Origin of the sequence: Bacillus sp. 7_6_55CFAA_CT2 (assembly GCF_000238655.1) — a bacterium.
Lineage (GTDB): Bacteria > Bacillota > Bacilli > Bacillales > Bacillaceae_G > Bacillus_A > Bacillus_A cereus.
Window position 1 is genome coordinate 1,093,588 of sequence record NZ_JH414709.1, and the last position, 21,135, is coordinate 1,114,722.

Below are 21,135 nucleotides of genomic sequence, written 5' to 3' on the forward strand. Positions count from 1 at the left end.
AGTAGAAGCTGGATGAATAGCAACGGTTGATTACCTTTCTACAATGAAATCGGATAGTTTTTGTCCATTCCCCTAGCTATTGTATGTATATCATCGACCTCTTTCTCATATAACCTTTCACTGCTCATTCTGTAATATATCGGATTCATTTTCATCTGAAATATTATATACCGAAAAAACTGTAGAGAAATCATTCCCTACAGTCTCTTCTTATTTCGTATTTATTATTTTCTCTTTGTAACTCTTCATTTTACTCGTTAACCCTATTAACGCCGGTAGTAATATCGGCATCACAATTAAAGCTAATAGAAGAAGTGCAACACCAACTACTGACGCAACTTGTATAAGTGTTAATACACCTGATGGAATTAATGCTGCAAATGTCCCCCCTAAAATTAGCGCAGCTGATAATACAACTCCTCCTATATGACGAGATGCAGTTACAATTTTCGTTACCGAATCCCCTTCTATCTCGTTATAGCGCATCATTACGAAAATACTATAATCCACTCCTAAAGCGACAATCATAATGAAGCTAAAGAATGGAACATTCCAGCTTAATGACTCTACATGTAATACATGTGCACTAATTTGTTCGCTTATACCGAGTGATGCAAAGTACGCCAATAGTAATGAGCCAATAATAAATATTGTGTTTAGTAATGAGCGTGTAATTACGATTAATACAATCGCAATGCCAATCAACATAATCGTAGCTGTACGTAAGAAATCTTGCCCTGTTACTTCTTTTAAATCAACGTTTCTAGCTGTTGTTCCGCCAATTGCTGTTTTCGCATCATGTAATTCCGTTCCCTTTACAGTGCCATCGATTGTTTTATTGATTTCTTGAATAATTGGCATCGCTTCTTTTGAATACGGATTTACATCTAAAATGATAGTCATTTTAGCAATTTTTCTATCCTGTGACATGTACGTGTTCAATGCTTTTTGGAAATCTTCTCCCTCTAGCACTTCTTTTGGAATATAAAACTTCTCAGAGCTCTTCGATTCATTGAGCTCCCCTAAATATTTCTGTGCGTCATGCAGGCCATTACTTACTTTTCCAAGCCCTTCTGTACTTTTAGATAAACCAGATTGTAATTGCCCCATCTTTTCTTGCAGGTCTTTAAGGCCCGTTAAAAGTTGTCCTTGCCCATCGTTTATTTTCGTTAATCCAGATTGTAACTCAACTGATTTATTTGCAATTTGTTTTGAACCTGAAGAACCTTCATTTAATCCATTTTTAAGATCGGCTGCTCCCTTTTGTAACTTATTAACTCCATTGCTCATTTCTTTTAAGCCGTTATCCACTTTCAGTAACGATTGATTCGCTTCTTTAAATGAACTCATCGCCGTTTTGTGCTGTGTTGCTAATTGATTTAATTCATTTGAAAGTACGCTTAATTTCTTTTGAGCCTCTTTAGCAATTCCTATCGTTTGTTGTATGTTTGGATCATTCGCTAATTCTGGTTTCGTTTGAACGAAATTGGTCATTAACATTTCAATTTGTTCATATCCCTTTTTCGCACCATCAATCGCTTGAAAAATACTTCCGAAGAATTGATCGTAAGAGTTTAAACCTTTTTCTAACTGTGCATAACCAGCATGCAGCTGCGACGTTGCATTAGATAGAACATTTATATTTTCGTTTACTGAAGCTAAACCACTCTCAATTTGCTGTGCTCCTTGTGCACCGTCGTTTATGCCATTTGATAATTGATGTAAAGCTGTTCCTAATGCTGATACCCCGTTTTTCGCCTCGTTCGTTCCATCAATTAATTTTTGAACATTCGCAAGACTATTTGAATCATTACTTCCCATTTTATTTTTCGCATCTGTTAATCCCTCATTAATTTCCTTTATGCCACCATCGGCATCTCCTAATCCTGTATTCAATTCTCCCGCTTGCTTATTTAAATATAATTCTTTTATCTTCTCACCAGTTGGACGTGTTGGTGCATATACTTCTGACACACCTTTAACTTTCGAAATTTTATCAGTTAATTCGTCTAAAATTTGTAGAGAAGTTCCTTCATCCAGCTTTTTATCAGATTGAATGACTAATGTACTCGGTGAAGAGAAACCAGGCGGAAAATGATCCTCTATTACGTTAATACCCATCTTGGATTCATACTTATTATCCACTTCAAATAAATCATTGTAATTAAGTGTATTAGAGTATTTTAATACGAAAGGAATCGATATTACGAATACGATGATTAAAGCGACAAATGGCCTTGCTACTGAGTTTTTCGCAAAGAATCCCCATAAGCGACTATCCTCATGACCTTTAAATGTTTTAACTGGATAAAACATTCCTTTTCCTAAAAGCACCATGAAAAATGGATTTAAAGTCGTTAATACGAGTAATAATACTAAAACACCAATTGCTACCGCTGAAGTCGATTGATATAATTTAAAACTTGCTAAAGCAAGTGATGCAAAACCAATTAGCACCGCTATTCCGCTATATAATACAGTTTTACCTGCTGATTTGAATGTTTCTTTCGTAGCTAAAAATGCATTTTCTTGTTTACTTAATTCTTCTTTAAACCTCGTATATAATAAAATGTTATAATCTGTTCCTACCCCAAACAGGACGACGACTACGAACACTTGTGTAAAGTTTGAGAATGGAAAATTAAATTGATCTACAAGCTGGGCAATAATCCCCATTGAAACTAAATACGATATACCAACTGTAAGAAGAGAAACAATTGGAACAACTGGTGAACGGAATACGAGGATTAATACTACAAGAATGAAAATGATTGAAATAACTTCTGTCTTTTTCACTCCCTCTTGAGAGGATTTAAGAAAATCACCCGCTATTAAGTCACTTCCTGTTAAATACGTTTTTACCCCTTTCGTTTGCACTTTTTCATGAAGATTATTTGAAACTTTTGATATTTCACCATGTTTTTTATCTATCGATATTTGCGTTAAAATAGTCGTATTATCTTTAGAAACTAATTGTTTCTCCAAGTCTTTATTGTCTAAATGTGAAACAACTTCCTTAATTCCTAATTGCTCTTTTTCATTTTGCAGGGCGTTGATTGTTTTTGTTATTTCCTTTTTTTGTTCATCTGTTAAAGCTGCCTTATTGCCACTATTAAAAACGGCTATAATTTCATACTTTCAACCCCTTCTTTATCCATCTCTTTCATCATCTTGTCAGCAATACTGCTTTGCTTTGTATTAGGGATTGTAATTTTCCCTTTTTCTTTCACTAATTGATCCATATTAGGCATCGTTACGACCATTGTAATAGTAATAACTATCCATAATAGAAAAGATAAACTTCTCCAACTTTTTAACTTGCTCATTTGAATCATCTCCCGTTTTGAAAGTTTCACGTTAACAACGGAATGAACGTTCATTCCTATTGTTCTATTACATTATTTTGTAAATTCTATTAAACTAGTCTTTCCGGAATGAATGTTCATTCCCTTAGTTACACAAACATCCTTTCCTACTCTCATTTTTTAAATCTATTTAGGAATGAATATTCATTCCTTTCCTTATAAAGCTATAGAATCAAATGATTCTAATAGCGTTCCAAGAGCTTTCTTCTAATTCTTTTACTAACTCTTTCGAGTATTCTAATTGCCCTGTTGCAATTACTTTCGTTAATTTTTCTAGCGGTTGATATACAATAATAATTAAAGCAACTGGAGGCAATGGACGAAGAAAACCTTTTGCGATTCCATCTTCAATAATATTCATAAAGAAGCCTATAAAATCATCAAATATTTTCTTACTCTGTTCATCAAGAAAATAACTATCACAGTGAGAATTTGTAAATAAAAAAGCATCTACATTGTTTCTCGCAAATTCAAATAAACGGTTGTACGTATGACTAAACTGTTCACGAATATTTGCTTCAACAGGAAAATCCGTTTTTATTATTTCAGAAAGCTGTAACATACTTTTTGAAAATAATGAGTTAACAAGTGCCTCTTTATTTTCAAAATAGCGATAAATAGTACCCGCACCGACTTTTGCCTTTTCAGCGATCATTGGAATTGTCGTACCATCGTAACCACGCTCTGCAAAAAGTTGCATCGCAGCATCAAAAATATCCTCTTGTTTGTTTTTAGCCATTTTTTCCACCTCTATTTCCAGGAATGAAAATTCATTCCGTTTTTAATTATAAATTACATGGATTAAAAGTCAAGTGCGTGACAAAGTATAGTTACGTTTTAGTGAAAAAATTATATCAACGATTATTAGAATATATCAGCGCAAGTCTAATTATATCAGCGATTTTCAGAATATATCGGCGCATCTCCAATTATATCAGCGATTTTCAGGATATATCGACTTACCGACAACCAAAGAGAAAGCTGTCCCAAAAATTGTTTTTGGGCAGCCCAATTTTCTATTGAAAACTTAAAAGAAATCATAAATAAATGCTTCTCGTACCGGAACTATTTTCTCAAACGCTTGTATTTCCTCTTCACTTCCGCTAATTAATTCTAATTCATTCAGTTGTAACGGACGTTTATAGCCGAACATTATTGTAGATAACTCGTTTATATCCAGTTTGATGCCTTTATCTATTGTTTTTTCTTTTATTATTGTTATTTCATGATTTGCAAGTCTCACTGTTATGTTATTCCACGGAGCAAATGCGTCTGTAATGTTTAGGATCACTTCTTGCTGTACATTGCTCCAATTCAACTCATATTGTTTAAAGAACTGCTCCACATCTACAATTCTTCCCATAAAATATGGTTTTATTTCTGTCTTCACGCGCGGCTCTTGCAATGAATATAATAACGGTTCGCTTTCACTTACTGTCATTTCAATTTCTTTAATCATAGAATCATGCTGACAAATAAAGTTCCACAGACCATTTCGTGCTTCATTATGCAGTGGTACAAATTCTTCTACTGTCATTTTATAGTTTTCTATTTTGTATAACATGTAACCTGCTGCCTTTTTATTTTCATCATAGTAAATCGCTAATGTTAAATCATCATAAACCGCTTGTAACCACCAGTTCTTCTCTCGAACTAACATACATGAAAAACGTTCTGCAAATGCTTCATAGAGCTTCTCGACTTCTTCTGGATGATTTTCTTTATTAAAACGTTTCACAGTACCATTTACTTGTTTTTTCATCACTAAATCGCTCTTACTTATATGACATTTGAGTAGATTCGCACAAAGTTCCCAGCCGTATTTACGATAAAATGAAACAGCAAATGGATGTAACATAGAGACTGTATAGCCATCTTTTTTCATTGTTTGAAGTGAATGTTGAAGTAGCTCTTTTACATACCCACTTCTTCTGTACTCTGGATACGTCGCTACTCCTGCAACGCCACCCATTTTAAATTTTTCTTTACCTATGTAAATATGAAACGGAATGAGGTGTAGTTTTGCAGCTAAGTCTTCCCCTTCCATAATGCCGTATATTTCATGACTTTCCTTCATCTTTGTAAGTTGCTGCTGTAATCGTTCCTCATCTACTTTATATTGAAAAGCGTATTCTGATAAACGTAATGCTTCTCTGAACTTATCTTCTTTTAATTGTATGACATTCATATAATTCTCCTCCATTCCCTGTTTGAATTGTATCATAATTCTTACTATTATAGTTCGGTAAGTGAAACTACAAGGACGTTTTAACAAAAAAAGCAGATACATCACGTATCTGCTTTCCATCCTTTTTATTTAGCTAATTTTTGAAGTTCGTCAAAGAATGTAGGATATGATACACCTACTGCTTCTGCATCTTCAATAATTGTTTTTCCTTCTGCCAAACAGCCAGCAATTGCAAGCATCATTCCGATACGGTGATCACCATAACTATTTACTGTATTGCCTTTTAGAGCTGATTTTCCGTAAATGATCATACCGTCATCAGTTGCTTCTATGCGAGCTCCTAGTTTCGTTAATTCAGCAACGACTGTATCAATACGGTTTGTTTCTTTTACTTTCAATTCATGTGCATCTTTAATTACTGTAATTCCTTCTGCTTGCGTTGCCGCTAATGCGATTACAGGAATCTCATCGATTAATCTAGGGATAATATCTCCGCCAATTTCAATTCCTTTTAATGAAGATGTTTCGATTGTAATATTTGCAGCTGGTTCCGATGCCCCTTCGTTAATTAGATCTACAGTGAACGTAGCACCCATTTTTTCTAAAACATCAATAATACCTGTACGGGTTGGATTCATCCCTACATTTTGTAATACTAGTTTACTATTTGGGATGATTGCACCTGCTACTAAGAAAAATGCTGCTGATGATACGTCACCTGGCACTTGAATGTCTGTTGCTGTTAATTTTTGTCCACCTGACAGCTTCACTGTTTTCCCTTCGCGAGTTACTTTAACACCAAATGCTTCGAGCATTCTTTCTGTATGGTCGCGTGAAATATGTGGTTCTGTAACAGCTGTTACACCTTCTGCACGAAGACCTGCAAGTAAAATAGCCGACTTTACTTGTGCACTTGCAACAGGAGAAATATATTCAATTGCTTTTAAATCTCCGCCACGTATTGTTAACGGTGTAAATGTTCCTTCTTCTCGGCCGTCTATGTTTGCGCCCATTTGTTTTAATGGGTTTGTTACACGCTTCATCGGTCTTTTTGCGATAGATTCATCACCTTGTACGCAAGAGAAAAATGGTGTGTTAGCTAATATACCTGACATTAATCGGATTGTTGTACCAGAATTACCAACATCTAATACAGCTTTCGGTTCTTGTAAACCTTCTAATCCTTTACCAACTACAGTAACCTCATCACCGTTTTGCGTAATTTCTACTCCCATTTCTTTAAAACATGAAATCGTACTTAAACAGTCTGCACCGGGCAAGAAACCTTTAATTGTTGTTTTCCCTTCTGCAATAGAACCGAACATAACAGCACGGTGTGAAATGGATTTATCACCTGGGATTGTAATGTTGCCATTCAATCCGTTATTAACAGGTTGTATTGTTCTTTCTTTCACGTTTTTCACCTTCTCATTTAAATTGTTTCATAAGTTTGGTATTCTTCTTCTCCAAGCGCTAGCTTTGCTTTCATACGATCTTCTTCCCTTTGGAAGCTAATACGTAATACCCCAAGCAGTCCTTCACGCGCTTCTAATATTTGCAAGTTCGTAATACTAATTTCCTCGCGCGCTAAAATACTCGTAATATGAGCCAATGCCCCCACCTTATCTAATACATCGACGTATAAGTCGTGATAGGCAGGAATTGCCCCTCTCTTTCTTACTGGTAAAGAATCACGGTATTCTTTCGCATCTGCAAAATAGTTTTGAATCTCGCCTGCATCTCCGGTAGAAACTGTTTTATATAAATCTTCCATTTCAGAGATCCACTCTTTTAATAATACCATTAAATGCTCTCGATTTTGCTTTACAATATCACTCCACATTTTTGGACTACTAGATGCGATACGTGTAATGTCTTTGAAACCTCCAGCAGCTAGTTGATGAATGAGCGGATTATCTCCTGCATGTTTCTCAACTTGCTTTACTAAACCTGCTGCGATAAGGTGCGGAAAATGACTAACGATCCCTGTTACATAATCATGTTCTTCCGTATTTAAAACAAGAAAATGTGACCCTGTTCCTTTTAACCATACTTTAAGGTCTTCCACTTGTTTATTTGGCACGTGATTCATCGGTGTTAAAATGTAAAATGCATTTTCAAACAAATGTGCCTTTGCACTTTCAACTCCCGTTTTATGAGAACCCGCCATCGGATGTCCACCAATGAAAGAAACATCCTTTGAAAATAAAGCTTCCGCTTCGTTCATAATAGACCCTTTTGTACTACCAACATCAGTCACTATAACATCTTCTCGTAAACGGAATGACGCAAGTTTGTGTAATAGCTTCTTCGTTTCTTCAACTGGAGAAGCAAAAACAATTAAATGTGCCTCTTCACATGCACGCTGTAAATCAACTCCTATTTCATCTACTACGTGTAATTCTTTTGCACGCTCTACTTGCTCTTTAAATATATCGTACCCTGTTATCGTTACATCGTGCTCTTTCTTAATTGCTAATGCGAGAGAGCCTCCTATTAAACCTGTTCCAATTAATACTACCTTTTTACGCATTTGCCTCATCTCGAGACTTATTTTTTTTATTTTCAAAGTGTTGTTTTAACACTGAAATCACTCCTTCATTTTGCTCCCTTGTTCCAACTGTAATACGGACACCCTTTGGGAATGGACGAATAATAAATCCTGCATGTGCACAAGCTTCATAAATCTCTCCAGCATTATCTACCGGTAAGAAGATGAAATTAGTTTGTGACGAATAAAATGGTATACCGTTTTCCTTACAGAAACTCTCGTATTGCTGTAATCCTTCTGTATTCATGTGAACTATTTCTTTAATAAACTCGTCATCACCAAAAGCAATCGTCGCTGCTTTTTGCGCTAATGAAGATACGTTAAATGGTAAACGTACGACATTTAATTTCTCAATTAGCTCTTCCTGTCCGATCGCATATCCAACGCGGAAAGAAGCTAATCCGTATGCTTTAGAAAACGTTCTAAGTACAAGAATATTTTTATGTTTTTCTAAAAACGGTAATGTCTCAGGGAAATCTTTTGCTGTTACGTATTCATAGTACGCTTCATCAATGACAATTAACGTATTTTCACTAATGCCTTCAATAAATTGAGTTAATTTTTGCTCATTCACATATGTGCCCGTCGGGTTGTTCGGATTACAAATCCATACGATTTTCGTATTATTATTTACCGCTGACGAAATTTCGTCTAAATCGTATACACCTTTATTTAAAGGAATTTCTTTCACTTCACACCCTTCAATAATCGCATGATGGCGGTACTGCGGGAATGTTGCACCTGCTGTTACAATGTTATCTCCCGCTCGTAATACGGCGCGGCTTATCATTTGAATGATTTCATCTAAACCACTACCACAAAGTACTTGTTCCATTTGCACATGCAACTTATCTGCGATTGTTTGACGGAGCGTTGTAGCACCTCCGTCAGGATATAAAGCATGTTCCAACCAAGAGTTTTGCAACTCTTCTAAAACTCTCGGTGAACAACCAAATGGATTTTCATTCGATGCTAATTTCACAAACGAATGATCTCCGTACACTTCTTTCATTTGTTCTGGTGATTTACCTGGTTTATATGGTTGTAATGATGATAGTTGATCTTTTACTTGCAAGTTAAACCCACCTTTTTATTAAAATTCTTTTGCGTAGTTATTGTGTTGCATAATGTTTTGTTTTAATAATTCCATACGATCTTTTCCGAATTGTTCGACTAGTGCATCTGCAAGTTCCCATGCCACAACAGATTCAGCTACTACACCCGCTGCTGGTACTGCGCAACTATCAGATCTTTCAATACTCGCTTGGAATGCTTCTTTCGTATCAATATCAACACTTGCTAACGGTTTGTATAAAGTAGGAATTGGCTTCATCACGCCTCTTACGATAATTGGCATACCTGTTGTCATACCGCCTTCTAAACCGCCGGCATTATTCGTTTTTCTCGTGTATCCTTTTTCTTCATCCCACAGAATTTCATCATGCACTTTGCTTCCTGGTTGTCGTGCCGCTTCAAAACCTACGCCGATTTCAGCACCTTTAAATGCATTTATACTCATAATTGCACCAGCAAGTTTTGCATCTAATTTACGATCGTAATGAACGTAACTACCAACGCCAATCGGCATACCTTCTGCAATGACTTCCACAATACCACCGATTGAATCTCCACTACTTTTTGCGTTGTCAATCGCATTCATCATTTCTTGCTCTACTTCTTCATCTAAACATCGAACTGGTGAGTTTTCAGTAATTGTTTGAATTTCTTCAATTGATAAGTTTGAAATATGTTTTGCTTTTACTCCACCAATTTCAAGAACATGTCCTGCAATTCCCACGCCTAATTCGCTTAAAATTTGTTTTGCAACTGCACCAGCAGCTACACGAACTGTCGTTTCTCTTGCAGATGACCGCTCTAATACGTTTCTTATATCACGATGACCATATTTAATTGCTCCATTTAAATCTGCATGTCCGGGACGTGGTTTTGTAATTGTACGTTTCATGTCTTTACTTTCTTTTTCCGAAATTGGCTCTGCACCCATTACTTTCGTCCAATGTTTGAAATCATCATTTTTTACAATTAACGTAATCGGTGATCCAAGTGTCATCCCGTGACGAACACCACTTACAATTTCAACTGTATCTGTTTCAATTTGCATACGTCTTCCGCGTCCATGACCTTTTTGTCTTCTTAATAATTCTTTATTAATATGTTCCGCCGTAAGTGTCAAACCTGCTGGTACACCTTCTAAAATAACTGTTAACTGCGGTCCATGTGATTCTCCAGCTGTAATGTATCTCATTTCTCTTGCCCCTTTACTATTTTTTTGTACAAAAAAGTCCCTACTGAGCGCTCAGTAGGGACGATATTTATCGCGGTACCACCCTAGTTGTAGACTTCTTTCGTCTACCTCTCTTCTTCTTTAACGATCGTTCGACCGTCTTACCCTCCAAAAGTTGTCGGGAAAGATGCTCCAAGGCTGTAATTCATGCTTACCTTTGTACTGATTCACACCGACCATCAGCTCTCTTTAACAGTGAGATAAGCACTACTGTTTCCTCTTCAACGCATATATGATATGGAATTAAGATAATTTATTTTTGAAACCTTTTAACTCATCCATGAATCTATGGAATTCTGGAATGTCCATTTGTTGTGCAGAATCTGATAATGCAACTGCTGGATCTGGATGAACTTCAGCCATTACTGCATCTGCACCAATTGCAAGTGCCGCTTTCGCTGTTGGTAATAATAAATCTCTGCGTCCAGTTGAATGTGTTACATCAACGATAACTGGTAAATGTGTTTCTTTCTTTAAAATTGGTACTGCAGAAATGTCTAATGTGTTACGTGTTGCTCTTTCGTATGTGCGGATACCGCGCTCACAAAGAATAATTTGATCGTTACCTTGCGCAATGATGTATTCCGCTGCGTTAATGAACTCATCAATTGTTGCTGCTAATCCACGTTTTAATAATACTGGTTTGTTAACTTTACCTACAGCTCGTAATAAATCGAAGTTTTGCATGTTACGTGCGCCAACTTGAATTACATCAACGTAGTCTAATGCCATTTCAACATCGTTCGGATTTAAAATTTCACTAATAATTGCTAAGTCAAACTCGTCTGCTACTTGACGTAAAATTTGAAGTCCTTCTACTCCTAAACCTTGGAAATCATATGGAGAAGTTCTCGGTTTGAATGCACCACCGCGCATTAATTTTAAGCCTTGGTCTTTCATCGCTTGCCCCACTTGACGAACTTGTTCTAAACTTTCTACTGCACAAGGTCCCATGATGAACGTTTGTGTTCCGTTTCCAATCAATTCACCTTTTACATCAACAATTGTATTTTCTTGTTTCTTTTTACGTGATACTAGTAACGCTTTACGGTTATCATCTTCTTGTAACTCTAAGCTTGCTTTGAAAATCGTTTTGAAAATATGTTGAACTGTTGATGTTTCGAATGGTCCTTCGTTATGCTCTGCAATCATATCAAGTACTTCACGCTCACGTACTGGATCAAAGCGTTTCGTACCTTGTACTTGCTTTTGCTCTCCAATTTTTTGAACAATTTCACCACGTTTGTTTAAAAGGTGTAATAGTTGTAAGTTAATTTCATCTACCTGTTTACGTAATTGATCTAATTCATGATTTGCCATTTGGAAATCCTCCTCTAATGTTTTAAAAGTATAGTAAGAGAATAAAAAATTCTCTATTTTCTGAACTGACTAATTATACAAATTTATAGTGGAATCGATACCTCTTCTTATTTTAAACTAATAATTCATACAAAGACATGAACTACTAGTTAAAAACCCACTTTTTTGTACAAAAAAGCCCTACTGATTCAATCAGTAGGGACGATATTTATCGCGGTACCACCCTAGTTGTAGACTTCTTTCGTCTACCTCTCTTCATTGTTAACGATCATCTGACCGTCTTTCCCTTCATAAAGACAATACTATCTTTACTACGAAAAAGATGCTCCAGGACTGTAATTCGCTCTTGTTTATGTACTGGTTTGCACCAACCACCAGCTCTCTGTTACAGGGAAACAACAACTACTGCTTTTCCTTTCAATGCATGACTATTTAATTTTCAAGTTGAACCACTAAAATACAAAAAGTCCCTACTGAATAAATCAGTAGGGACGATATTTATCGCGGTACCACCCTAGTTGTAGACTAACTTTCCGTCTACCTCTCTTCACTGTTAACGATCAATTGACCGCTTTTTCCTCATAAAGACAAACTATCTTTATTACGAAAAAGATGCTCCAAGACTGTAATTCATGATTATCCCTGTACTGGTTCACACCAACCACCAGCTCTCTGTTACAGTAAGACTAACCACTACTGTGATCTCTTCATTGCACTTTGTTTATTCAAATGTTTTTGAAATTGAATAAGTATGATTCGTATTATAGAACGCTTTTCAAAACACTGTCAACAACTTTTTATATATTTTTTCAAATTCCACTTTCGTCCTATAATTCTTTTTGTAAATCACCCATTACAATTCCTATGCGAATTATTTCATTTTCTAGTAAATGTAAAACATATTCCTCTACTTCATACTGAACTAATAATTCTTTTATTTGTATGATTTCTTTTTCAAATAAAACGGCTTCGTGACATGTTTGTAGTAAAATAAAAAACACATTTGCAAACATTTCTTTATGCGCTTTCATACTTTCTTTTTTATGAAGCATTTCAATCAATAACCGCTTCATTTCCTCACCTGTACATTTACCATGTACACTTGAAAATGCACGAGACATAATACATAATCCTTTTTCTAATATTTCATCCATGTATAAAATAATACGTAAAAGCATTACATATTCTCTCGCAGTTATCTCACCCATTTTTGGTCGTTCTCGCAAAAATACACTGAGCCAAGCTGTCCAAAACTTTTGTTGTTCTTTTACACTTAATGTTTTGACGTAATAGCATAAAAACTGCATAAACTTAATTTTATTTTCTTCATTTTCTAGTATGAGTAACGGGTATAACCAATTTGTTTTTTGCTCCCAATATAGTACACATTTAATAAATACAAAGCTAAGCCACTTCAAGAAAGCTTCTCTCGTATGCGGATGTAATACTTCCAAATGTTCTATCGCATACTTAATAAATCGCTTCATTTCTGTAAATAAAGGTAAATTTATTTGCGTGTAACATAAGCCGGCCCATGCATATTCCGTAATCTCATTTTGTTTTTTAAATCTAAGTATGGTAACAAATATTTTCGGCACCATTGTTTTTCAATATGATATAGAAATGTAATATCTGCTATTAAACGAGCAAACATAAAGTTTGTTCGTTCCGAATTAACTCTTACTTGTTCTTCAAATAAAAATAAATATTCATATACATTACGATCGTATAAATGATCATATGATAACAACTTTAATAATACAGCCGTCATTTTTCCAACTGGATGCTGAATTGATTCATTATAAAAATCTTGTTTCCCAAGCTTAAAGTCTGTATCACTCTTCATAACTTGAGGGAACACTGAAAAAGCAAATCGTTTTACAACACGTATACTGTTCTCTTCTAACTCTTCTAGTCGATTACTAATTTCATATAGAAAACTACTAATTAACCAATGAAAAGCAGTATTTCTAACAAATTTCTGCAATAGCGGAATAATTTTTTGGATTTGCTCATTCGTCAATCCTCGATTATTTCGCCATTCTCTAATACAAACAAACCATACTTCATTACTTATTTCTTGCACTCCTACTAATTGGTATGCAAATGAAATACTCCATTCTGTGTTTAATTTACATGCTTTTGATAACATCTCTAAAAAATGGCGTTGTTCAAAAACACCATCTTGCGAAAATTGCTGAACTTGCTTCATAATTTCAACATCTTTCAGCTGCAATAATCCGTCAGCAGTTACATTACAAGTAATGCTTTCTGCTGTATCTTCTTTCTTTTGTACACTGTATCGTTCAGAATGAAAATGAGGATGCTTTTGCTTCATTAACTCATACCCATTTGCCGTAGATGGGCTATTCGAATCACACTTGAATAATAAGTCTAATACGAGACATGCATCAAATACCCTCTCTTCTGTAAGATGCTTTATTACAGTTCGAGTGACTTCTTCTTTTGTTTTTTCTAAACAATGTGCATAATGCCTTTTTAAAAGTTGAAAAACTTCGTGTTTATAAGTGAAATCTAAAATAAGTCCTTCATGTAACAACCATTTCATTTTGTCATCTACACGAACAAAAATATTTTTATTCATCGCATCAATTGCAATTCGCTTTTGAAGTACACTATTTGCTTCTATCATTTCTGTAATATAATAATCCGCTTTTTTCTCATTGTTTTCGCATAAATAAGTTAGACACTCTTTTACAATTCGTATTAAAAATGCAAGATCATTTTGATGAAACTCTTTCTCTACATTTTCCTTATTTCTTTTTTTCAGTGCCGTTTGTCTTAACGACAACATTCTCAATTTTTCTAATCCAATCATCATAATTGGAACAGCATAATAAGCGATATATGGCCTCATCTTTTCGTTCCAAATTTGCTCCACATGAGAAAATGTAGATACTGGTAAGCGACTCGATTCCTCGAGTTCTATTGATTCTTGCGTATCATTTCCCCATTTTCTTACACGTTTCAACTTCAGTTTTCCGTCTAAAATAAAAGTTAGTAACAATAAGGCAATTTCTTTATGCTCAGGAAAAGAACATTTTTGCAGTAACTTAGAAATCTTTTCTATAGAGCTACTATCTTTTTCAGCTGTTTCTAATAAAAGGAGTGTCCACCTTGCAAACAACAGCGGGTCCATCTTACTCTTCGTTTCGTTTAAGTAGTTACAAATTGTTCTCCATAATAACGGTGATATTTTAGAATAGTTTTTATAAATTAATTGAAATAATTCTTTCTGATGACTAAAAAGAAATTGTTCCACTAACCATTCTGCAAGTAATTCATCTACTTCATTATAGTTTGGCGTAAGCATAAACAAATTTTGTAATTTACCTTCTGCTTCTAACCATTCGACCCATTCATAATCATGAGCAAATTCCACAAAGTAACGCACTGTTTCAATTTTTTTAATCGATTGCTTTATGTATGATAATTGTTCCTGTTCTACTGACGGGGGAACCGTTACAATATCCCGAATACGCATTCTTTTCGTAATATAATTATCACCCATTAATTCAGCCCAGCGTTTTACCGCTTTTACGAGGGATTGATGATTATTCACCTTATTCGGATACACAATTGGTCTTATCCCTAAATGTTCCCAATGGTACGTATTTTCTCCTTGTGCGACAAAAGCAAATCGTCTTGTACTTGGTGGTAAACCAGTTGCTAAATATTTCATTACTGGGTCATTATGACTATATCCAATGAATAAAACGGTGTAATTTGAGAATAGATCAACTAAAAATCTTCTCGCCCACCCTTCCGTTAAGTAAGCCCTTCCAAAATCACCATCTGTTAAAATTAAAGCCTCTTTCTCCTGTTCTACATTACCATGTATGTAAGCAAGACCTTTAAAAGCTCTCCCAGTCGGTAAAGCTGGAGCGTAATAAACATTGATATCTCTATTTATTTCTTTAATTGCTGTTGTAAAATGTTGATCAAAATTTGTTGTTACAATGCGGATATCTGTATCTAAAGGAAATAGCCTTGGAATTGCATAATGCAATGGATTCGGTTTTGATTTCTCTATATGAACAAGATCTCTTGCGACTTGATGTACATCTTTTGTTTTCGCAATTTTACCAAGATAATAATCATGTGGTTCTGTTATTTCACGTTTTTCGACATATAACGTTTTTGCAATTTCATCAACTAAATCATCAAAATTCGGTAAGTTTGATTTCCCTTTCATAGAAACTCCCGCTCCAACAAATAATACTAACTTTCCTTGCTCAAGGTGATCAATTAACTCATCTGGAATTTCTACTTCTGAAGTAATCCACATCCTGGATTCCCCCTTACCTAAAAATGTCATACACTCTCATTTTACTATAACATTTTTTCATTGTTTTTATAATATTTAGACTAAATTCCGAACATGAAAAAGTTTTATGTAAATAAATCCGTTACAATGTATGAACTCCAGAATTTATTGAAAAACTATGTATAAATCGGAGGTGTAAATTTTGAATGATTTCACAGTAGTGCTTATCAAGTTTATATCGTGCATTATCGCATTTAGCATTGGGCTTGCTTTATTTTTCCCTGCAACGTTTGTTCAAATTATTTCATTCAGTCTCTTTGTTACAATCGTATCCTACATGTTCGTTGATAAAATCATTTTAAATCGAATTGGCAATACTGGTGCCATTATGTCGGATTTCTTATTAACATATTTAAGCGTATGGATTTTCGGTAATATTTTATTAGACAACTATATGCAAATTGCATGGGGCAGTATCCTTTCTGCCATCGTCTTCACTTTATCTGAAGTAATCGTTCATCGCTTCTCTAACTCTCATACAAGGCACAACAATGATAACATTCGTATTAATCGTCGCTTTGCATATGGTACAGAGTTTGCTGAAGAACAAAATATATTGGATAAAGATAAAAAAAGTAACGTTTTAATACAGGAGCGCCCTTTTTAATTATGTGGTGCTCCTTTTTTGTATTTTTTCATTATGGTACGTGAAATTATATAAGTGATTATTTCAAAATACCGACTTACTAACAATATTTGACGCTATTTTTTCTAATGAAAACTGCCTCTTATTTAGAGGCAGCCACTTTTAAGTCTTTTACTTTAACAACATCCGCAAACGCTCCCAATACTGCGTTATGATGTTTCACAATATCTTCAGCACGTAACACTTCTGTATTAAATGTACTATGTGCATCACTCACTAACGTTACTTTATATCCTTCACTACATGCTCTGCGCGTTGTCGTATCTACACAATACTCTGTTTGCATTCCCGAAAGAATAACGTGTTCAATTCCTTTCTCTTGTAACACTTCGCTTAAGTTTGTATTATGGAATGAATCTGGAGTCGTCTTTTCAACTATATTATCTCCTTCTTGCGGAGCGATGGCCGCATGGATTCGCCATCCATCCGTACCTTTTTCTAACGGATGATCTTTAGGACCGTTATGTTGGATATAAATAACTGGAATATCATTTGAACGACATTCCCTAATAAGCTCTTGCAATGTTTGTAAAAACTTTCCCCCATTATGTACTGGCATTCCAGCTGTATACATACCCGCTTGCACATCAATTACGATTAATGCTTTTTTCATTTCACACATCCCCCTTTGTTTGTATAAGCCATTATTATTGTTTATATTCCATCATCCAACAATCTTCTAATTTCCCCTCATGCAACTCATGTTCCTTTAAAATCTTTACTTTTTTAAATCCACTTTTTTCATAACACTTTATTGCTCGTTCATTATTTACTTTCGGATCCATTGTAATTGCTTCTGCTCCCATTTCACCCATAATATATGTAATTGCTGCCTGAACGAGTTTTGTTCCAATTCCCTTTCCCCAATAGGCTGGTTCACCGATAAATTGGTCCATACCCCATACATTTTGTGATTCTTTATAGCCATATAACGCTTTCCACTCTGAATCCACTGGGTACATTTGTATGTAACCAATCGGAATGTTATCAAATTCTATTAAACATCTTTTTTCATTACTGTTTGGACTATGTATAAAATGATCAAGCACCTTTTCTACAGATTGCGGATTATCTCGTCCTTCGTAATACCGCAGGACTGCTGGGTCCATTAACCATTTAGAAATGATAGATGCATCATCTTCCATTACGTATCTAATCAATAAACCTTCTTTTTGAAAAAGCATATTCTACCTCTATTATTCCTTTATATTTTTTCTTGCTGTTACATCTTTCATTGCACCTACTAATGCATATGGTAGTAATGTAATCGCAAAAAATGCTGTAAATACGTTAAATTGCGGGATTGTATAGAGTGTGAACCTTTCAGTGAAAAATTGAGAATTTAATATTCTATTAAAAAACTCTCCGCCTGGCCTAAAGTTTGGTACCCACCCAGTGATTTCACACAAAATAAAGTGAAACTTTAATCAGTGGGGGTTTTGTTCATCCCCCACTGATTATCAGCCCTCACCAATCGGGCTTTTACGGGTAGTTGATCCCCCACCTAACTTCTTCGCTTTCGCTGAATTTTGAGGTGGGGGGCTTACTGCCCGTTAATGCGGGATAAACAGTAACTGAACAATAAAAAATGCCCCTAGATAACGAAACCAAGTCCGTTTCCATATAGGTTGTGCATTTTTTAATATATCCCCCATCTTACCCCCTCCTTAAATATCCATCATATTGATTATACACTTTCCTCACTTTATTTGTTAAAATTTTCTATATAATTAATGCTGTTGGGGGGAATACATTATGTCTAATCCTATATTTACATCCACTTTAATCATTCTTAGAGGAAACTCCGCAAGTGGTAAAACAACGATTGCAAAACAACTACAAGAACATTTCGGACAAGGGACACTTTTAGTATCACAGGATGTTGTACGTAGAGATATGCTTAGAGTACACGACACAATGGGTAATTTATCACATGATTTACTATTTGAAATTACGAAGTACGGAAAAGGAAAATGTGAATTTGTTATTTTAGAAGGTATATTGAACAGTCATAGGTATGGTGAGATGTTAAAAGAATTAATTCGTTATTTTGATGAAAATGCATTTGCATATTACTTTGATTTATCATTAGAGGAAACTATTAGACGACATAACACAAGGGACAAACGACATGAATTTGGTGAAGATTCCCTACAAAAATGGTATAATCCGCACGATACTATTAAGGTTGCCAGAGAAACTATTTTTACAGATAACTTTACGCAAAAAGATATATTTGATGCAATTCTTAATGATGTTGCGATCAAAAAACAAGCCTAACATAATATGTTAGGCTTGTTATGTATTTTGTATTTCAGTTTTTATAATTAAACAATCTATACATAAATAATAGTATATATTCATTTCCCCAAACTGGAAATCAACTACTGAAATAAGTCCACGTTCCTCAATATCTTGAGTAATTGTAGCAACATATTTCATCTCTTTCGCACAAGTTGGACACGCCAAATCCTTTGGAAGATCATCATATAACGGTACCCCTAATAATCTACATACATATTCAGAACCGAACAAGTTAAAAGCTTTCCAGTAACTATCTTCATCTGTAGGTATATCTTCATTTTTCATATTTATAAGCTTTACCGTTGTTTTTGGTAATAAAACTGGTAACTTATATTCCTCTTCCATTATCCATTCTTCTGTATTTTGCTGCTGTATGATTTGAACAGTTTTCCCTCCATCACTTAACTGAAAATATTGCGGTTCCCATACCATCGCGCAGTTCAAGCATGAAACGAATGGTAAAATATTTAGTTCATTACTTTTAAGTTCAGCAAGTCTCCCATCTTTTAAATCAAAACAGAGAATTTGATGCATCTTTTCACCGCATAACTTACATACTGGCAAATTACAATCTTGACCGCCAAAATAATGATTATATGAACCTCTTCCTTCAATTACTCTATACCCTTTCCTTTCTTTGCAATGTGCACCATATAATTCTGTTGTCATATTCTATCCTCGCCTTTTATAAGAATGATTCACAAAATGATAATAATTAAGACTAAAAAACATCGTCTTCCTGAATAGTTTCCATAATAAATTCTTTTAAACTCGGAGATATTTCTTCCATTTCGTCATCCGCGTGATACCAAATGTATATTTCATCATCCATTTTTCCATTATTTATTTTAAAGCACAATTTATCCCCTGAACCATCGTCACCAATTATGATAAGGTTTTCTGGCATATACTCATCTCTCATGTCAACATTTTGTCTAACTATATCATCCCAAGTTTTCGTTACATTTCTATTATCTTTAATCGGATATAGTATCCATTCCCCTATTTCAGCATTATTAACTAATTTAATAAGATCCCTATATTGATTTGGGAAAGCAGCACCTAACTTTTCTTCAGTTTCTTTTATTTGCAGCTCCAATACACCTTGTTTCTTTGTTTCAATATATTCTCTTACTTCTTTCATGAAATACACCTATCCTTTGAACTTAATTACACTATTATGAGTGAAAGTGTTTAGTAAACGATTTGATCCAATTTATACATTTCATTATACGTTAATCCTTCGTTTTCAACATACTACTCTTCTCTACTTCTCAATAACCTTCTGTTCTACTTCCTTACCTCATTCTTAATAGTTTTATTTTCTAAACATCATACAATTTTTATGTTTTGTTACAGGTTTAGTAATAAGCCATTTAAAAATCCTATTATACTTCCACTAAAAAAATAAAAGCCAGCCTCAATAAAGAGAACTGACTTCTATTTGGATAATTATTGTTACTATAAAATTTTCACTTTAACAGTTTGTCTTCCCCAATTCATAGCTTTACTTTTTGAACCCATTAAAACATCAATACGATTACCTTTAATTGCACTTCCAGTATCACCAGCGATAGCTTCTCCATAACCTTCTACCCATACTTTAGATCCTAATGGGATTACTTTCGGGTCAACTGCGATAATTCTCATATTCGGATTTGCCGTTAAATCATGCCCCATCGCAGTTAAAACGCGTCCACCATATGTACCATTTTCACTTGGATCAGCAGTATACGCTGTCGCTACTACCGTTAATTCACGTTTAGCAGACTGTATGTTGTTTTTAGATGCTTCTTTCGCTCTCTCTTCTTCTTTAGCTTTTGCTATTTCTCTTGCTTTTTCTTCTTCTTTAGTTTTTGCTATTTCTCTTGCCTTCTCTTCTTCTTTAGCTTTTGCTATTTCTCTTGCTTTTTCTTCTTCTTTAGTTTTTGCTATTTCTCTTGCCTTCTCTTCTTCTTTAGCTTTTGCTATTTCTCTTGCTTTTTCTTCTTCTTTAGTTTTTGTCTATTTCTCTTGCTTTTTCTTCTTCTTTAGCTTTTGTCTATTTCTTGTACTTTTTCTTCTTCTTTAGCTTTTACTATTTCTTGCGCTTTCTCTTCTTCTTTGAC

The 21,135-nt window shown here is 34.7% G+C and carries 14 protein-coding genes, 4 pseudogenes and 3 other annotated features; of the genes and pseudogenes, 2 read left to right on the forward strand and 16 right to left on the reverse strand.

Annotation, left to right across the window (positions count from 1 at the left end):
• Positions 1-210: 210 nt before the first annotated feature.
• From HMPREF1014_RS14675 to HMPREF1014_RS31305, 9 genes and pseudogenes are all read right to left on the reverse strand, one after another.
• Positions 211-3,326 (reverse strand): annotated as a pseudogene (locus HMPREF1014_RS14675) (MMPL family transporter).
• A gap of 211 nt (positions 3,327-3,537) precedes the next feature.
• Positions 3,538-4,104: a TetR/AcrR family transcriptional regulator gene (locus HMPREF1014_RS14680; RefSeq protein WP_001107303.1), complete on the reverse strand. Its 567-nt coding sequence runs from the start codon at positions 4,102-4,104 to the stop codon at positions 3,538-3,540.
• Positions 4,105-4,392: 288 nt separating this feature from the next.
• Positions 4,393-5,553: a GNAT family N-acetyltransferase gene (locus HMPREF1014_RS14685; RefSeq protein WP_001100919.1), complete on the reverse strand. Its 1,161-nt coding sequence runs from the start codon at positions 5,551-5,553 to the stop codon at positions 4,393-4,395.
• Positions 5,554-5,678: 125 nt separating this feature from the next.
• Positions 5,679-6,968 carry a 3-phosphoshikimate 1-carboxyvinyltransferase gene (aroA, locus tag HMPREF1014_RS14690; RefSeq protein WP_000664630.1) on the reverse strand — a complete coding sequence of 430 codons (1,290 nt, stop codon included), beginning with the start codon at positions 6,966-6,968 and terminating at the stop codon, positions 5,679-5,681.
• A gap of 17 nt (positions 6,969-6,985) precedes the next feature.
• On the reverse strand, positions 6,986-8,086 hold the full coding sequence (tyrA, locus tag HMPREF1014_RS14695) for a prephenate dehydrogenase (protein WP_001228131.1): 1,101 nt from the start codon (positions 8,084-8,086) through the stop codon (positions 6,986-6,988).
• Positions 8,079-9,179 carry a histidinol-phosphate transaminase gene (hisC, locus tag HMPREF1014_RS14700; RefSeq protein ID WP_001197275.1) on the reverse strand — a complete coding sequence of 367 codons (1,101 nt, stop codon included), beginning with the start codon at positions 9,177-9,179 and terminating at the stop codon, positions 8,079-8,081. Before hisC ends, tyrA begins: the two co-directional genes overlap by 8 nt.
• Positions 9,180-9,197: 18 nt before the next feature.
• On the reverse strand, positions 9,198-10,370 hold the full coding sequence (gene aroC, locus HMPREF1014_RS14705; RefSeq protein ID WP_001269427.1) for a chorismate synthase: 1,173 nt from the start codon (positions 10,368-10,370) through the stop codon (positions 9,198-9,200).
• 53 nt (positions 10,371-10,423) lie between these two features.
• Positions 10,424-10,643: a binding site (T-box leader), on the reverse strand.
• A gap of 9 nt (positions 10,644-10,652) precedes the next feature.
• The gene (locus HMPREF1014_RS14710; RefSeq protein WP_001273575.1) at positions 10,653-11,729 is read right to left on the reverse strand and encodes a bifunctional 3-deoxy-7-phosphoheptulonate synthase/chorismate mutase; all 1,077 of its coding nucleotides are present in this window, start codon (positions 11,727-11,729) and stop codon (positions 10,653-10,655) included.
• A gap of 194 nt (positions 11,730-11,923) precedes the next feature.
• Positions 11,924-12,159, reverse strand: a binding site (T-box leader).
• 54 nt (positions 12,160-12,213) lie between these two features.
• Positions 12,214-12,449: a binding site (T-box leader), on the reverse strand.
• A 107-nt stretch (positions 12,450-12,556) separates the two neighbouring features.
• Positions 12,557-16,038 (reverse strand): annotated as a pseudogene (locus HMPREF1014_RS31305) (DUF4020 domain-containing protein).
• Between the two features lie 181 nt (positions 16,039-16,219).
• Between HMPREF1014_RS31305 and HMPREF1014_RS14720 the strand changes: the two are divergent.
• A complete protein-coding gene (locus HMPREF1014_RS14720; protein WP_000997704.1) occupies positions 16,220-16,684 on the forward strand; it encodes a YndM family protein in 465 nt (154 codons plus the stop codon).
• Positions 16,685-16,805: 121 nt separating this feature from the next.
• Here the strand turns inward: HMPREF1014_RS14720 and HMPREF1014_RS14725 are convergent, their stop codons facing one another.
• The 4 genes and pseudogenes from HMPREF1014_RS14725 to HMPREF1014_RS31610 form a co-directional block, all read right to left on the reverse strand.
• Complete coding sequence (locus HMPREF1014_RS14725; RefSeq protein WP_000709541.1) at positions 16,806-17,336, reverse strand: cysteine hydrolase family protein; 531 nt, start codon at positions 17,334-17,336, stop codon at positions 16,806-16,808.
• 34 nt (positions 17,337-17,370) lie between these two features.
• A complete protein-coding gene (locus HMPREF1014_RS14730; RefSeq protein WP_000898766.1) occupies positions 17,371-17,907 on the reverse strand; it encodes a GNAT family N-acetyltransferase in 537 nt (178 codons plus the stop codon).
• Between the two features lie 12 nt (positions 17,908-17,919).
• Positions 17,920-18,138, reverse strand: a pseudogene (locus HMPREF1014_RS30110) (YfzA family protein); the annotation flags it as partial.
• Between the two features lie 138 nt (positions 18,139-18,276).
• Positions 18,277-18,378, reverse strand: coding sequence for a YfzA family protein (locus HMPREF1014_RS31610; protein ID WP_000502344.1), 102 nt, complete (start codon positions 18,376-18,378; stop codon positions 18,277-18,279).
• A 100-nt stretch (positions 18,379-18,478) separates the two neighbouring features.
• Here HMPREF1014_RS31610 and HMPREF1014_RS14740 point away from each other — a divergent pair, with 100 nt between their 5' ends.
• On the forward strand, positions 18,479-19,003 hold the full coding sequence (locus tag HMPREF1014_RS14740; protein WP_000070081.1) for a kinase: 525 nt from the start codon (positions 18,479-18,481) through the stop codon (positions 19,001-19,003).
• An 18-nt stretch (positions 19,004-19,021) separates the two neighbouring features.
• Here the strand turns inward: HMPREF1014_RS14740 and HMPREF1014_RS31315 are convergent, their stop codons facing one another.
• The 3 genes and pseudogenes from HMPREF1014_RS31315 to HMPREF1014_RS32415 form a co-directional block, all read right to left on the reverse strand.
• Complete coding sequence (locus tag HMPREF1014_RS31315) at positions 19,022-19,696, reverse strand: hypothetical protein (protein ID WP_000206088.1); 675 nt, start codon at positions 19,694-19,696, stop codon at positions 19,022-19,024.
• A gap of 52 nt (positions 19,697-19,748) precedes the next feature.
• Positions 19,749-20,171 (reverse strand): SMI1/KNR4 family protein, encoded by a 423-nt coding sequence (locus HMPREF1014_RS14750; protein WP_000665936.1) that lies wholly within the window; start codon positions 20,169-20,171, stop codon positions 19,749-19,751.
• 317 nt (positions 20,172-20,488) lie between these two features.
• Positions 20,489-21,135 (reverse strand): annotated as a pseudogene (locus HMPREF1014_RS32415) (3D domain-containing protein); the annotation flags it as partial.